The sequence below is a fragment of the Haloarcula sp. H-GB5 genome (assembly GCF_054850705.1).
This window is the reverse complement of record NZ_JBTWBG010000002.1, coordinates 1,428,568-1,441,966: the sequence shown is the minus strand read 5'-3', so window position 1 is coordinate 1,441,966 and position 13,399 is coordinate 1,428,568. Positions and strand designations below refer to the sequence as shown.

Genomic DNA, 13,399 nt, shown 5'->3' with positions numbered 1-13,399 from the left:
TGGAGTGGATGGAGCAAGGCGTGGGCTGGTCGTTCAGCGCCGTACCGACGGAGTCACACGGCGTTGCAGTCCCCCGATTACGCGTCAAGTTCAGGAGTTGGCGGTCACCGCCAAGGTTATATATCTCTACACGAGCCATGCTATACCCTATCACGCCGTCATACTGCGGTTTATGCCGAAAATCGGCGAAAGATTTATATACTTTACGGACTAACTATAGGGTAAGACAAACCCCCAATCAGTCTTAAAATTTCTGCACCCGGCAGAACAGGACTCCCAATCATGAGTGAATCAACAACGCGGACAAGCACACGAGAACGAGACGAGCAAATCACCGAATCGACAGAACAGGAGGCCGTAGAGACCTGCCCCGAATGTAGTGGGAATGTCGTTACGGACACTGAACACGGCGAAACAGTCTGTGAAGACTGTGGGCTGGTCGTCGAGGAGGACGAGATCGACCACGGGCCGGAGTGGCGGGCGTTCAACTCCGCAGAGAAGGATCGCAAGTCCCGCGTCGGCGCGCCGACGACGAACATGATGCACGACAAGGGCCTCTCGACTAACATCGGTTGGCAGAACAAGGACGCCTATGGGCGCTCCCTCTCCAGTGAGCAGCGCCAGAAGATGCAGCGGCTCCGGACCTGGAACGAACGGTTCCGGACCCGTGACTCCAAGGAACGCAACCTCAAGCAGGCACTCGGCGAAATCGACCGGATGGCCTCTGCGCTGGGGCTTCCCCAGAACGTCCGCGAGACATCCAGCGTCATCTATCGCCGTGCGCTCGGTGACGACCTGCTCCCGGGTCGCTCCATCGAGGGCGTCGCCACGTCCGCGCTCTACGCGGCCGCCCGTATGGCCGGGAATCCCCGGTCGTTGGACGAGATGGCCCGCGTCTCCCGCGTCGAAAAGATGGAACTCACGCGGACCTACCGCTACATCGTCCGAGAACTCAGCCTCGAAGTCCAGCCGGCGGACCCGGAACACTACCTCCCGCGGTTCATCTCCGACCTCGGACTCAGCGAGGAGACCCAGCGACAGGCCCGCGACCTCGTCGAAGGTGCTCGTCAGTCGGGGATGCTCTCCGGTAAATCACCGGTCGGTATCGCCGCTGCGGCCGTCTACGCCGCCGCGTTGCTGACCAACGAGAAGGTCACACAGAGCCAGGTCAGCGACGTCGCTGACATCTCTGAAGTAACTATCCGAAACCGATACAAGGAGCTCCTCGAAGCCGAAGATCTTCCGGCCTGACGCTCGAGTGAAGGCAGACTAATGGGGAGACGACAAGGCTTTTTATCATTGGCTATGTGTGTGAGTAACATACATGGAGGAAGCGTACGTGCGATTGCTCTGTCCTGAGTGTAAGAAAGACTGGGAATCGACGCCGACAGATTTGCCGCGACACGACACGACGTTCCACTGCCCGAACTGTCACGCGAGCCATCGGCTCGCTGTTTTCACCCGCACGGAAAACGACTTGCAGACGCTGAAAGGACTGCAGTAACTACTCGCTCGTCGCCGAGCGTGCGCCACACGCCTCACAGCGGAGCAACAGCGCACCCTGTTCCCGCTCCAGTTGCGTGTCGGGCAGTCCACACTCCGAGCAGAGCACGAACTCGTCGACGTAGTCGTCGATGGACGCCTCGATACGGTTGGCATCGAATTCACCGGTCAGTCGTGCCCGTCCGCTTTCGTCGATGTGGCCGCTCGTCCCGAGGTCGTTCTGCAGGAACTTCATCACGTGGTCGTCCTCGCGTCCGAGTCGGGAACACGTCGACTGGAAGTTCTCGTAGACGGTGACGTTCCCCTCCTGTCGGACATCTGGATCGGGAACCTCGAACCGCTCGCTTGTGCCGTCGATCTCGGGCGTCTCCTCCATCGCCCGGTCGAGCATATCGTCGTATTCCATACTCATACGTCACAGAGCGGTCAACAAAAACTTTTCATACGGATTGTTGGAGCGATTTACCGGTCTGTGTCGACCTCGAGAGGGCACTATCCGGAAATAATCTACAACAATCCGTATCAGCCGGTAGCTGCCGTTATCGCCAGGCTGTAAGTGTACAGGTCTCGTCCGCTACCATCGAAATCCAGGTGTCATCGTGGGCAATATCGGCGATGACGAACCGCTGCTGGCCGTCGACATCGTCGACAGCACACATCACATCAGACGCAGTGCCCGACCGACGGGTGGGACGTTCAACCTCGTAAGACACAATTGTTCATCTAGGATGTGCGGTAATGAATGTGTCGTACTCGTTTCGTCTTTTGATACTCCGAAATCCGACCGCTTACGCAACAAAACGTCTTGAGTATTGCTATTGCCGTTGTGAGTATCAAGGCCGATTCGACAATCGACGGTACTCACAGTCGGAGACAGCCGTTCTAAATCACCACGAGAAGCTCCGGAAGTGTCAGGGTGCGAGGCGGTTCTTGCGTCCCTTCATCTCCCGTTCGTAGTAATCGAAGGTCTTCGGACACCAGTCGGCCGCCAGGTCGAGCATCTCCTCTGTCATCTCCCGAATCTCCCACTGTGCGTCCGCCGCGGCTCGCATATCCGCGACGTGCATCAACATCCGGGCGTTCATCGACATCACGATGTTCACCTTGGTGCCGATCGGCAGTACGAACCGGGCGTCTTCCGGCGGCATTCCCAGCTCAAGCAGTTCTTGGTACGATTCGACCGCCTGCTCGATGGTATCCTTGAATATCTCTGTGCGCTTCTCGAACTCCTCGTCGGAGACGCTCGCTTTCTGCTGATTCCGGCCGATCCAGTCCGGGTCCGTCGCGGACGGCGGGGTCACGACCAATTCACCCTCACGGACGGCCTCTGGGTCTATGTCGTCGAAGGAGACGTACCGCATCGACTGTACGTCGAAGGAGACGTGTCGATGACGGGTGATCTGGGCCATACAGGAGCGGGAGACGCCTTCCACGGCGAAGGTGGCCTGCGCGTGTTCGAAGGGGCCGAAGTGGCCGTGGTCGAGCAGATGCCCGATGAGCGTTTCCTTTTTATCGTCGAGGGTGTCGCCGTCGACTTCAGCCATCGTCGCTTCGAACGACTGGCTGCCGACGGAGGTGTCGCTGTAGTCGTTGCGTGCTGCCTTGCAGATGAGATCCTCGGGGTCGTCTGTCGCTTCGAGCAGCTTTACGTCCATATCGGGTGGGTGAACCGGAGCGGCAAAATACTTCCTTCCCGGACCGACAGGGCGTTCGGACCACCTGTGGATGGCTCCGGACTCAGATGTCCTGCCAGTCGGTCGGCTCGCCGGCCAGGCCGAGTACGCGGGCCTCTCGGCCGCCGCCCTCCGCGTCGCGCACGTCGATCATCCCGTCGAACGCCTGCTTGATGACCTGCAGGGTCTGGTCGTCGTGGGCTCCTGAGTCGATAGTGAATACGCCAATGTAGCCCGCGGAGTCCAGCCGCGAGGACAGCACGTGACAGAACTTGAAGACGGTCTTCTTGTCCGTGTATGTCAGCATCGTCGACAGCGAGACGAGGGCTAGCCGGCCCTGTTCGTTGCCGGCGTTGTGCAGCCCCTCCAGCGCCTTCGTGATGCCGATACCGATGCCGGTGAGATCACCGGGCGAAGAGACGTGGTGGGCGTGGGCGTTGCCGATGGCCTCCTCGTCCGTGCCACCCTCGCCGCGACAGTCGATGACACCGAGCTGGGAGCCGTCGAGGTCTGGCACGAGCGATCGGAACTCCTCGACGACGCTGCCCGCGCCGTCACCGGTCGTCACGACCACTGCGCCGTCACCCTTGTCCAACCCATCGGCGAGAATATCGTATGCGAGTCGTTCCTTCCCGCTCATTGCTGGGCCGGAGATCAGGATACTAGATCCTGGCCGGACCTCACTGAGCGCATCGAACTCTATTACTGAGGTGAGATCATACATTGTTTGTCGCTCAGTTGTCTTCATCGTCGCTCAGTCCGCGAAGCGTTGCGATGAAATCGGAGTCGTCTTCGATGCCACCGAGTGTCTCCGAGAGGTCGTCTCGCATCTCCACGACTCTCTGGGTTAGTTCGTCGTACTGGTCGCTCTCCGCCAGTTCCGCGCTCGACTTCGTCGCTTCGAGCGTCGCCTGCTTCTCGACGAGTGCGTAGTACTCCTGCAGCAGGGAGTCGTACTCGGAGCGGTCGAGCAGATTGTCGACCGTCTCGTGGAGCTGTTCGCTCCGGATCGGCTTCGAGAGGTATGCATCAAAGCCCATCTCCAGAATATCGAAGTCCGGCTCGACGGCGGTGACCATCGCCACCCGGCAGCCAAGGTCACGCTCGCGAATGCGCTCAAGCACTTCATCCCCGGAGAGTCCGGGCATCATCCGGTCGAGCAGCACGACGTCGACATCCGCGTCCAGTTGCTCCAGGCCCTCGTCGCCGTTCTGTGCCATGCGGACCTCGTACTCCTGTTGCAGCCACAGTTTGTACGTCTCGGCAACATCTGGTTCGTCTTCGACGATAAGCACCACAGGTAGGTCCGAATCTGACATAATGTTCTACTATCCCCCGTTTGCATATCCACGTACATAGCCCTGTGGGTGCGGGCGTGCAGCGCGTCTCGGGCGGTGACAGAACGATACCCACATCCGGGACGACGGTCAATAGGCGGGTAATGATTCGAAATCTCGCCCGTGGGCAACAGGCCTTCACGAGCAACGTGTTCCTCGTCACCGGGGAGCGAACCGTGCTGGTGGACGTCGGTAACGAGTTCGATGTGGTGTCGGCTGTCGAAGAACACGTCGACGATATCGACGCTGTCGCCGTCACCCACACCCACTACGACCACGTCGAGAACCTCGACAGCGTCGTCGACGCATTCGACGTCCCGGTGTACGGCTACGACACGGACCAGGACGGAATCGAGCACGCTATCGCCGACGACGAGACGATACAGCTTGGCGACCACGACTACCGGGCGCTGCACACGCCCGGCCACAAGAACGACCATCTCTGCTTCTACTCGGACGACGCCGGCATCCTGTTCGCTGGTGATCTTGTGTTTGCCAACGGGAGCTTCGGCCGGACCGACCTCGACGAAGGGAATCGGGACCTGCTCGTCGACAGCATCGAGCGGGTACTGTCGGTTGTCGACGAGGACCTACAGGAGATGCACACCGGCCACGGACCGAGCGTCACCGACGCGCCGTATCAGGACATCGAACTGGCGCTGCAAGCCGCGAAGTTCTGAGGCCGGCTCAGCGCACAGTTTTCAGTCGAACGCACAGGCCAGTAGCGCATCGTAGGCGTGGTCGTACGCATTGGCGACAGCCGCCGGGTCACTGCGTTGTTCGCTGTCGAGTGCGGGCAGGCGTACCGCGGCGACCTGTTCGATAAGGTCGACGACGTTCGGCACCCGCTCCTCCAGTTGGCCGTCGCCGGGGCCGCCGGTGGCGATCTGACAGGCCTTGGCGTACCGGTCGCCGTCGTAGATGCGTGCTCGGCCCGGTTCGACGACGGCGACGGCGTCCGGTTCGATGCCCGACAGCGGCCGGGCCACGTCGCCGTAGGATTCGACGACCGCCCGGTCCGCCGCTTCGATATCTGCTGCGAGCGAGTCCAGCGCTTCGACGTGCATCACCCGCATCAGGTCGTTGAAGTCGGCGATCGAGGTCACTCGTGGGGCGTTGGCAAGCGGGAGTCGTTCGGAAGCGGACTCCGGCAAGTCGACGGTCCCGTTGACGACGTACTCGACGCCCGTCTCGGAACTCGGGCGGCCGACCCGATCGACGACGAACTGCTGGTTTTCCTTGCCGAGCAGGCCCGTCTCGGCTCCCGGTGAGGGATGCCAGAGGCGGTGAATCGGATTGATCTCCTCCGGGGTGACATCGCTCGGTGACGCAGCCGCGAGGCGCTTTGCGTCCTTGCCGTACAGTCGCCCCTCGTTCGTTGCTCGCTGGTAGTCGTCGTGGTCGAACCAGTAGTTGTTGCCCGCTCTGGGCTTGAACCCCTGGGCGCTGGTCCGTTCGAGCAGGCCGACGCTGAACGTGGTCTTGCCCGCGTCGACCCGGTCACTGCCGGCGACGAGGAGCTTCATGACTCGGCGAGGCCGTACAGTCCGACGACGTCGTCGTCCTGCGGGTCGGCGATCACGAGGTCGTCCTGATTGAAGATCATCCACGGGATCGCCCAGTCGATGAACACCGACTCGTTGGCCTCGTTGAGTTCCGCATCCGCCGGGAGACCCTGCAGGAGGCGGGCGATTTCTGGGATGGTGTACAGTTTGTCGGCATCGAGAATATCTGCGGGTTCGTGGAGCTCGAACGACAGTATCTCGTCGAACTCCTGCTTGTCGACAGGCATACCCGCTGGTATGCCGAGCGAGTGGGTAAATCCCTCGAACTGGCCGGAACCCATTTACTCGCTGGGCCAGATTGTTCAGTAATGGCCACGCTGCTCGTTGCGTACGCCTTTTTTCTGCTTGTCGTGGCCGTCGTCCTCGGGACGCTGTCGGTGTATGCGTGGAGCCGGCGTGACTCTCCCGGCGGGACCGCGCTCTCTGTTCTGCTTGCCGGGCTCTCGATATGGGACCTCTGTGCTGCGGTTGGTGTTTTGACGCGCGGGACTGAGTTGGCTCTGTTCTTCGCGTACGGCGTGTTCGTCGGCGTGATGCCCGCGATGGCCGGCCTGTTCGTGTTCGCGCTGGCCTACACCGACCACAACCGCTATCTCGGCTGGCGGACCGTCGCGTTACTGTCTGTCGAACCCCTCGTCTTCTTTGCGGCACTGTTTGGCGGCCCCGATGGGTTGATATACCGGATTTCTGGTCCCACAGACGCCGCTATGTACGGCTGGGAGATTACCGTCGGGCCTGTCTTCTGGGGACATCTGGTGTACTCCTACGCACTCATTGCCGTGTCGAGTGCGCTCATTATCCACTACGCACTCGTCTCCGGCCATCTGTATCGGAAGCAGGTGTACGCCGTTCTGCTGGCCATCGCCTTCCCGTGGTTCGGGAGCGTTCTCAGCATCTTCGGCGACACCGGCATCGAACTCACACCGCTGTTGCTGGCGGGAACCGGGATCATTCTCACGTGGGCGTTCTTCAGGGGACGACTGCTGGACATCTCGCCGGTCGCCCACCGGGAGGTCGTCGAGTCGCTCAACAGCGCTGTGTTCGTCGTCGACACGAACGATACAATCATCGAGGCCAACGACGCCGGCCGTCAGCTACTCGAAGACCAGGCTCTCGTCGGTCAATCCGTCGAGGCCGCGCTCGAACCGTCGCCCGACCTCCTTGAAAAGTACCGCGGTTTGAACGACGACGCCGAGGAAACGCAGGCCGTCATCGAGCAGCGCGACCGGTTTTTCGATGTCCAGCTCACACCGCTGTACGACTCCCGTGACGCGCTGGTCGGGCGCGTCTTTCTCGTTCATGAGATCACTGAGCAGAAGCAGCGGGAGCGAGAACTCGAACGTCGGAACCAGCAGCTCGACCAGTTCGCCGCTGTCCTCTCCCACGACCTTCGGAACCCGTTGAACGTGGCTTCGGGCCGACTGGCGCTGGCTCGGGAACGCAACGACCCCGAGGAGTTCGACCGCGTCGAGGAAGCCCACGAACGGATGAGCAGCCTCATCGACGAGGTGCTGGCATTCGCCCGCGACGAGAAGTCGACCGACCGAGTCGAGCTACAGCTCTCGGCGCTGGCGAAGGCTGCCTGGGGCCACGTCGACACCGGCGATGCGACGCTGCAAATCGACGGCGACAGGGAGATCACTGGCGACCGCGACCAGCTCCTGCAGCTGTTCGAGAACGTGTTCCGGAACAGTGTCGAACACGGTAGCAAAAGCGGCCGACAAGGGGCCGACGACGGGCGTAGTCGAACGGAGCCCGACGACAATGTGGGTCGGGAGGACGCAGGGGTGACGATACGCGTCGATGCCACCCCCGACGGGTTCACAATCGGTGACGACGGCCCCGGTGTGCCGCCCGGGGAACGGGAGGAGATATTCACGCACGGCGTCACCAGTTCCGAGTCGGGAACCGGCCTCGGACTGGCCATCGTCCAGCATGTCGTCGGGTCCCACGGGTGGGACGTCGAGATGACGGAGAGTCGGTTCGGCGGCGCGAAACTCGTCATCTCGGGGCTCGAAACAAGGCCGACACGGCTGTCTGAGGTCTCGTCGTAAGCAGCCAACAGTATAAGGCCCGCTCGGCTGTGAACTGCGATATGGCTGACGACGATCACACTGGTGCCTTGCTCGCTCGGCTGTCCCGCACACAGAAACTCGCGCTCGTCCGCGGCGCAACTGACCCGGAGGGCACAGCGACGGGGTACCTGCCGGGCGTGGAAGAGGCCGGGATTCCGCCATTTCGGCTCGTCGATGGGCCGCTTGGCATCCGAGCAGAGGGACAGCGTGCGACTGCTTTTCCGGCATCGATCGCGACCGCTGCGACGTTCGACACCGACCTGGCCCGTCGACAGGGCGCGGCGATGGGCCGCGAAGCGACGGCGCTCGGACAGGACGCGCTGCTCGCACCTGGCGTGAACATCATTCGGGTCCCGCAGTGTGGTCGCAACTTCGAGTATCTTTCCGAGGACCCGGTCCACGCCGGCGCTGTCGGGGCCGGCCTCGTCGACGGCATTCAGTCCGCCGATGTCGTCGCCACGGTGAAACACTTCGTCGCCAACAATCAGGAGACACATCGCACGACCGTCAGCGCCGAAGTGGACGAGCGGACGCTCCGTGAGCTGTATCTCCCGCCGTTCCGCGCGGCCGTCGACGCTGGCGTCGGGTCGGTGATGACGGCGTACAACCGCGTGAACGGAACGCACATGAGTGACCACGAGCGCCTCGTCGGCGACGTGCTCAAAGGTGAGTGGGAATTCGACGGCTACGTCGTTTCGGACTGGTATGGGCTGGAGAGTACCGTCGGCGCGGCGAACGCGGGCATGGACGTAGAGATGCCCGGGGTGGCGGCCCCCGGCGCAGCGGAAGCCACCGACAGCAGCACTGCGGATGATACCGAGGAGTTCGAGTGGCCCGACGGCATCCCGGACGCGACCCACGCGGGCCTGTTCGGCGACCCGCTGGCCGAAGCCCTCGACAGCGGCGAGGTCCCGGCTGAACGCCTTGACGACATGGTCCGGCGAATTCTCGGTCAGATGGCCCGATTCGGACGGCTGGACAGCAGCCGGAGCACCGCCGAAGGCGGTGAAACCGATGACGATGCGGGCGAAATCGACAGCCAGCGACACAGAGATATCGCCGCGGACGTGGCGGCCCGCGGGACCGTGCTGCTGGACAACGATGGCGTCCTGCCGCTGGCTGACGGGGCGGACGTGGCCGTCATCGGCCCGAACGTCGACGAGCCGAAACTTGGTGGCGGCGGCTCTTCCGAAACGACACCGGTCCACTCAGTCACACCAGTCGAGGGAATTGAATCCCGTGCCGAGGGCGCAGTCACGACAGCGTTCGGCGTCCCGCAGATAGAGTCCGTTTCGCTGTTCGACCTTCTGCCGTTCGTCGGCGAGGACGACGAGGCCGACGGTTCGGCCGAGGACACCACCCGACGGGAGCCGTCGCTCGACGACGCTGTCGACGCGGCCGAGGCAGCCGATGTCCCCGTCGTGTTCGTACGCGACGCGACGACTGAAGCGCGGGACCGGGACACGCTTGCACTGCCGGGCCGGCAAGACGAACTCGTCTCGGCCGTCGCCGCAGCCAACGAGAACACCGTGGTCGTCGTCCGCTCCGGCGGCCCCGTCGAACTGCCGTGGCGCGAGGACGTGGCCGCGGTCCTCGAACAGTGGTACCCCGGGCAGGCGGACGGCGACGCGGCGGCCGCTGTCCTCTACGGCGACCGCGACCCGAGCGGCCGGCTCCCGGTCACCTTCGCCCCCGAACGCGAGTACCCGACTGCAGGAGTCGAGCGCCGCTACCCCAGCGTTGACGATGAAGTCCACTACGACGAGGGCGTGTTCGTCGGCTACCGACACTTCGACGACGAAGACGCGGACCCGACCTATCCGTTCGGCCACGGTCACTCGTATGCGACGTTCGAATACGGCGAAGCCGAACACACAGGCGAGCGGACGGTCGCAGTTCCAGTCGAGAACGTCGCTGACAGGTCGGGCCGAGAAGTCGTTCAGGCCTACGTCCGACCGCCGCCCGTGGACGGCGTCGACCGCCCACAGCGGGAACTCGCTGGGTTCGAGGCGGTACAGTTAGCCGCCGGCGAGCGGCAGACTGTGAAACTGACGCTGGACGATCTGGCGTTCTCACGGTACGACCCAGATTCCGGATGGACGGTCGATACTGGAACCTACACCGTCGAAATCGGCCGGTCGTCGCGAGACATTCGGACGACACTCCCAGTCGATCGCTAGCGCGTCAGCTCTCCTGCGACTGAAATCCCGACGTATCCGCTGAAAACCGTCTGAAGCGGGAAATTCGCGGCCGGGGATTTCAAGCCCCCCGAATACATATAGCCAGTTATGAGTCAGACGCTCGAAACCATGGAGCCGAATCCGGTGTGGGTCGAAGACGCCTATTCCGACACCGTCGACGTTCTCACACGCTATGCTGACGAGTTCGAGTACAAGATCTGGGGCGGCGACTGGTGTAAGGACTGCCGGGCGCAGCTCCCCGACTTCGGGGCGGCCCTGAAAGCCGCCGGCGTTCCGGACGCCCAGATTCACCACTACCCCGTCGAGAAGGAAGACGACGGCTCGAAGACCGGACCGGAAGTCGATGCGTACGACATCGAACTCATCCCGACGGTTGTCGTCGAACACGACGGCGAGGAGATCGCTCGCTTCGTCGAAGAAGAGCCGGTCCCTATCGCGGTGTATCTCGCCGACAAGATCGAAGCCGCAATGGCGTAATCTTATTCCGTATCGTTAGTCGTCTCGCCCCAGTCTAACGCCGTCTTGAGGTCGTGTTTCGGCGGCGAGCAGGCGAAGTTCCGGCAGGCGTACACCGTCGGTCGGTCGTCGACCTGCGTGCGACCAGCCCAGATCGGCGGCGACTCCTTCAGTCCCAGCGTGTCGAGCCACTGCTCGAAGCGGCCTTCCTCGGCCGGTCGGTGGGCCAGCAGACGCCGCGGAACGTACCGCCCGGCGAGGGTCTCCGTCCACTCGGTTGGGTAGTCCGACTGGTCTCCGACCAGCGTGAGTTCCAGCGCACCCTGCTCGTAGGTGTCCGTCGCCAGCGTGAGCGAGGCGTGTTGGAGCGGGTTCGAGGAGACGCGGTCGGCGTGCGTTCGGATGGCCTGCTCGGCCACGCTCTCGAAGCGGTCGTCGTCGCTGAAATGGGATAGCGACAGCAGGAGGTCGACAGCGACGCCCGTACTCGACGGTGTCGACTGGTCGGTCAGTTCCTGCGGCCGTGCGACCAGCGATTCACCGCCGGTCGGGGTAAAGAAGAGCGTGCCCTGGTCGTCGTCCCAGAACGCCTCCGTGATGGCCTGGCCGAGGTCCATCGCGAACGCGAGGTGCTCCACGTCGCCGGTCGCCTCGAACAGCGTCAGCGCGCCGCGGCCGAGGAACGCGTAGTCCTCCAGGTAGCCGTCGATAGCCACGTCGCCGTCCTTGTACCGGCGGTTGAGCCGGTTTTGATCCTCGTCCCACAGGTGCTCCCGGACGAACGAGAGGGCGTCGGCTGCCACGTCTGCATACTGGTCGTCCAGCACGATGGCCCCTTCGGCCAGCGCCCGAATCATCAGGCCGTTCCAGCCGGCCAGCACCTTCTCGTCGCGGGCCGGTCGCGGTCTGCTCTCTCTGGCCTCGAAGGTCTCGTTTAGCGCCCGCTGGAGGCTCGCCGTGATTTCGTCCTCAGTTTGGTCGTACTCTTCGGCCAGCACAGATACCGGCTTTCGGACGGCGAGTACGGTCGCGCCCTCGAAGTTGCCCCGCTCCGTGACGCCGAAGTAGTCACAGAAGATGTCGGCGTCCGTCTCGGCGTCGACAGCCTCGTGGACTTGCTCGGGCGTCCAGACGTAGAACAGTCCCTCTTCCGTCTCGCCCTCAGGCTCATCGATTGGCGCACTTTCCGCGTCCAGTGTGCTGAAGAAACCTCCTTCTGGATGTTGCATCTCGCGCTGAACGAACTCGAAGGTCTCCCGGACGACCGACGCGTAGCGTTCCGAGCCGATGGCCTGGTAACCGGCGAGGAAGGCACGGGGAATCTCGGCGTTGTCGTACAGCATTTTCTCGAAGTGCGGAACGGCCCACTGCTGGTCCGTCGCGTAGCGGTGGAAGCCGCCGCCGACGTGGTCGTACAGCCCCCGGTCGGCCATCACGTCCAGCGTCTCCTCGACGACGTTCAGGTAGTCTTCCTGCCCGCCGTCAGCATATGCCCGCAACAATGCGTGCAGTCGCCCGTTCTGGGGGAACTTCGGGCCGCCGGAGCCCCAGCCGCCATCCTGCCGGTCCGCGCCGCGGTGGGCAATCGTCCCGGCGGTCTGGATGATATCTTCGGCGGGGTCCTCAGGATCAGCCGGCGTCGCTTCGAGGTCGCTCTCGATAGCCTCGGTCCACTGCCGGGCGCGGTTCTCCATCTCCTCGCGCTGTTCGGGGTCCGACCACGAGTCCGAGAGGCGCTGGAGCAGGTCACCGAAGCCCGGCTGCCCGCGCTTCTCCTCCGGCGGGAAGTACGTCCCGACGTAGAACGGCTCCCCCTCCGGCGTGAGCCAGGCTGACAGCGGCCAGCCACCGCCGCCGGTCACCTGCTGACAGATGCTCATGTACACCGAATCGAGGTCCGGGCGCTCCTCGCGGTCGACCTTTATCGGGACGAAGTTCTCGTTCAGTTGTTCGGCGATGGCCTCGTCCTCGAAGCTCTCCTCCTCCATGACGTGGCACCAGTGACATGCCGCGTAGCCGATCGAGAGGAAGATGGGCACGTCCCGTTCCTTGGCGGCCTCTAGGGCCGTCTCGTCCCAGGGCTGCCAGTTGACCGGATTGTCCGCGTGCTGGCGAAGATATGGGCTCTCCGCCTCGTCGAGTCGGTTTCGGGCCGTCGGGTCCGTGGCGTCGCTCATACCCGTGGCTGGGAGCGCCGCGGTGAAAAGGAACGCGACGCCGGCAGCGACGCCTCACTCGCCCGCCAGCCGGATTCCACGGGCGATGACGTACATCAGGGCAATTCCAGCGCCGACGGCGAGAATAAAATCACCGATCAGGGCCAGTAGTGCACCCAGCGCGGAGTTCTCGGCACCGAAGAAGGCGATGGCATAGAACGGGAGGCTCCCGGCAACGAACACGCCGACGAGTTTCGCGAGTGGCACGGCCTCCGAAAGTATCTGGGCCCTGTCGATCTCTCCTGTTGCGGGGTCGATGAATGGGCGGGGAGGGGACACACACCTGTCTGGCAGGCGGTCGGGTGAAGTAGCTCCCGGTCTCCGTCTGGCGACTCGTCTGCGCTCGACACAGAAACAACCGCCACAGTCAGCG

15 protein-coding genes are annotated in these 13,399 nt (G+C 63.2%); 6 read left to right on the top strand and 9 right to left on the bottom strand.

The features are described from left to right. Positions 1–282: 282 nt before the first annotated feature. Together ACYJ11_RS15335 and ACYJ11_RS15330 are read left to right on the top strand one after the other, a co-directional pair. On the top strand, positions 283–1,251 hold the full coding sequence (locus ACYJ11_RS15335; protein ID WP_004592494.1) for a transcription initiation factor IIB: 969 nt from the start codon (positions 283–285) through the stop codon (positions 1,249–1,251). A 73-nt stretch (positions 1,252–1,324) separates the two neighbouring features. Further along, a complete protein-coding gene (locus ACYJ11_RS15330; RefSeq protein ID WP_004515550.1) occupies positions 1,325–1,504 on the top strand; it encodes a DUF7836 family putative zinc-binding protein in 180 nt (59 codons plus the stop codon). On the opposite strand, the gene ACYJ11_RS15325 is transcribed toward ACYJ11_RS15330, so the two are convergent. From ACYJ11_RS15325 to ACYJ11_RS15305, 5 genes are all read right to left on the bottom strand, one after another. Beyond that, positions 1,505–1,909 carry a translation initiation factor IF-2 subunit beta gene (locus tag ACYJ11_RS15325; protein ID WP_461648388.1) on the bottom strand — a complete coding sequence of 135 codons (405 nt, stop codon included), beginning with the start codon at positions 1,907–1,909 and terminating at the stop codon, positions 1,505–1,507. 133 nt (positions 1,910–2,042) lie between these two features. Continuing rightward, complete coding sequence (locus ACYJ11_RS15320; RefSeq protein WP_154021034.1) at positions 2,043–2,216, bottom strand: DUF7556 family protein; 174 nt, start codon at positions 2,214–2,216, stop codon at positions 2,043–2,045. 198 nt (positions 2,217–2,414) lie between these two features. After that, positions 2,415–3,158 carry an FAD-dependent thymidylate synthase gene (gene thyX / locus ACYJ11_RS15315; RefSeq protein WP_188980120.1) on the bottom strand — a complete coding sequence of 248 codons (744 nt, stop codon included), beginning with the start codon at positions 3,156–3,158 and terminating at the stop codon, positions 2,415–2,417. Positions 3,159–3,240: 82 nt separating this feature from the next. After that, the gene (locus ACYJ11_RS15310) at positions 3,241–3,900 is read right to left on the bottom strand and encodes an RAD55 family ATPase (protein ID WP_461648387.1); all 660 of its coding nucleotides are present in this window, start codon (positions 3,898–3,900) and stop codon (positions 3,241–3,243) included. Between the two features lie 10 nt (positions 3,901–3,910). Further along, complete coding sequence (locus ACYJ11_RS15305; RefSeq protein WP_005534123.1) at positions 3,911–4,495, bottom strand: response regulator transcription factor; 585 nt, start codon at positions 4,493–4,495, stop codon at positions 3,911–3,913. A 122-nt stretch (positions 4,496–4,617) separates the two neighbouring features. Here ACYJ11_RS15305 and ACYJ11_RS15300 point away from each other — a divergent pair, with 122 nt between their 5' ends. Beyond that, a complete protein-coding gene (locus ACYJ11_RS15300) occupies positions 4,618–5,193 on the top strand; it encodes an MBL fold metallo-hydrolase (protein ID WP_461648386.1) in 576 nt (191 codons plus the stop codon). Between the two features lie 21 nt (positions 5,194–5,214). Here the strand turns inward: ACYJ11_RS15300 and ACYJ11_RS15295 are convergent, their stop codons facing one another. Continuing rightward, positions 5,215–6,039: an ATPase gene (locus ACYJ11_RS15295; RefSeq protein WP_461648385.1), complete on the bottom strand. Its 825-nt coding sequence runs from the start codon at positions 6,037–6,039 to the stop codon at positions 5,215–5,217. After that, positions 6,036–6,359, bottom strand: coding sequence for a DUF5827 family protein (locus ACYJ11_RS15290; RefSeq protein WP_188850945.1), 324 nt, complete (start codon positions 6,357–6,359; stop codon positions 6,036–6,038). Before ACYJ11_RS15290 ends, ACYJ11_RS15295 begins: the two co-directional genes overlap by 4 nt. Before the next feature lie 27 nt (positions 6,360–6,386). Here ACYJ11_RS15290 and ACYJ11_RS15285 point away from each other — a divergent pair, with 27 nt between their 5' ends. The 3 genes from ACYJ11_RS15285 (at position 6,387) to ACYJ11_RS15275 (ending at position 10,831) form a co-directional block, all read left to right on the top strand. Next, the gene (locus ACYJ11_RS15285; RefSeq protein WP_461648384.1) at positions 6,387–8,132 is read left to right on the top strand and encodes a histidine kinase N-terminal 7TM domain-containing protein; all 1,746 of its coding nucleotides are present in this window, start codon (positions 6,387–6,389) and stop codon (positions 8,130–8,132) included. 41 nt (positions 8,133–8,173) lie between these two features. Further along, complete coding sequence (locus tag ACYJ11_RS15280) at positions 8,174–10,333, top strand: beta-glucosidase (protein ID WP_461648383.1); 2,160 nt, start codon at positions 8,174–8,176, stop codon at positions 10,331–10,333. Between the two features lie 108 nt (positions 10,334–10,441). Further along, entirely contained in the window at positions 10,442–10,831 is a 390-nt protein-coding gene (locus ACYJ11_RS15275; protein ID WP_461648382.1) for a thioredoxin family protein, read from the top strand. Between the two features lie 2 nt (positions 10,832–10,833). Here the strand turns inward: ACYJ11_RS15275 and ACYJ11_RS15270 are convergent, their stop codons facing one another. Continuing rightward, the gene (locus tag ACYJ11_RS15270) at positions 10,834–12,987 is read right to left on the bottom strand and encodes a thioredoxin domain-containing protein (protein WP_461648381.1); all 2,154 of its coding nucleotides are present in this window, start codon (positions 12,985–12,987) and stop codon (positions 10,834–10,836) included. 54 nt (positions 12,988–13,041) lie between these two features. After that, on the bottom strand, positions 13,042–13,305 hold the full coding sequence (locus ACYJ11_RS15265) for a hypothetical protein (RefSeq protein WP_461648380.1): 264 nt from the start codon (positions 13,303–13,305) through the stop codon (positions 13,042–13,044). Positions 13,306–13,399 lie beyond the last annotated feature (94 nt).

Coding starts and splice junctions, on each gene's coding strand:
- ACYJ11_RS15335 (WP_004592494.1), top strand. CDS start 283: ATGAGTGAATCAACAACGCGGACAAGCACACGAGAACGAGACGAGCAA.
- ACYJ11_RS15330 (WP_004515550.1), top strand. CDS start 1,325: ATGGAGGAAGCGTACGTGCGATTGCTCTGTCCTGAGTGTAAGAAAGAC.
- ACYJ11_RS15325 (WP_461648388.1), bottom strand. CDS start 1,909: ATGGAATACGACGATATGCTCGACCGGGCGATGGAGGAGACGCCCGAG.
- thyX (WP_188980120.1), bottom strand. CDS start 3,158: ATGGACGTAAAGCTGCTCGAAGCGACAGACGACCCCGAGGATCTCATC.
- ACYJ11_RS15310 (WP_461648387.1), bottom strand. CDS start 3,900: ATGTATGATCTCACCTCAGTAATAGAGTTCGATGCGCTCAGTGAGGTC.
- ACYJ11_RS15305 (WP_005534123.1), bottom strand. CDS start 4,495: ATGTCAGATTCGGACCTACCTGTGGTGCTTATCGTCGAAGACGAACCA.
- ACYJ11_RS15300 (WP_461648386.1), top strand. CDS start 4,618: ATGATTCGAAATCTCGCCCGTGGGCAACAGGCCTTCACGAGCAACGTG.
- ACYJ11_RS15295 (WP_461648385.1), bottom strand. CDS start 6,039: ATGAAGCTCCTCGTCGCCGGCAGTGACCGGGTCGACGCGGGCAAGACC.
- ACYJ11_RS15290 (WP_188850945.1), bottom strand. CDS start 6,359: ATGGGTTCCGGCCAGTTCGAGGGATTTACCCACTCGCTCGGCATACCA.
- ACYJ11_RS15285 (WP_461648384.1), top strand. CDS start 6,387: ATGGCCACGCTGCTCGTTGCGTACGCCTTTTTTCTGCTTGTCGTGGCC.
- ACYJ11_RS15280 (WP_461648383.1), top strand. CDS start 8,174: ATGGCTGACGACGATCACACTGGTGCCTTGCTCGCTCGGCTGTCCCGC.
- ACYJ11_RS15275 (WP_461648382.1), top strand. CDS start 10,442: ATGAGTCAGACGCTCGAAACCATGGAGCCGAATCCGGTGTGGGTCGAA.
- ACYJ11_RS15270 (WP_461648381.1), bottom strand. CDS start 12,987: ATGAGCGACGCCACGGACCCGACGGCCCGAAACCGACTCGACGAGGCG.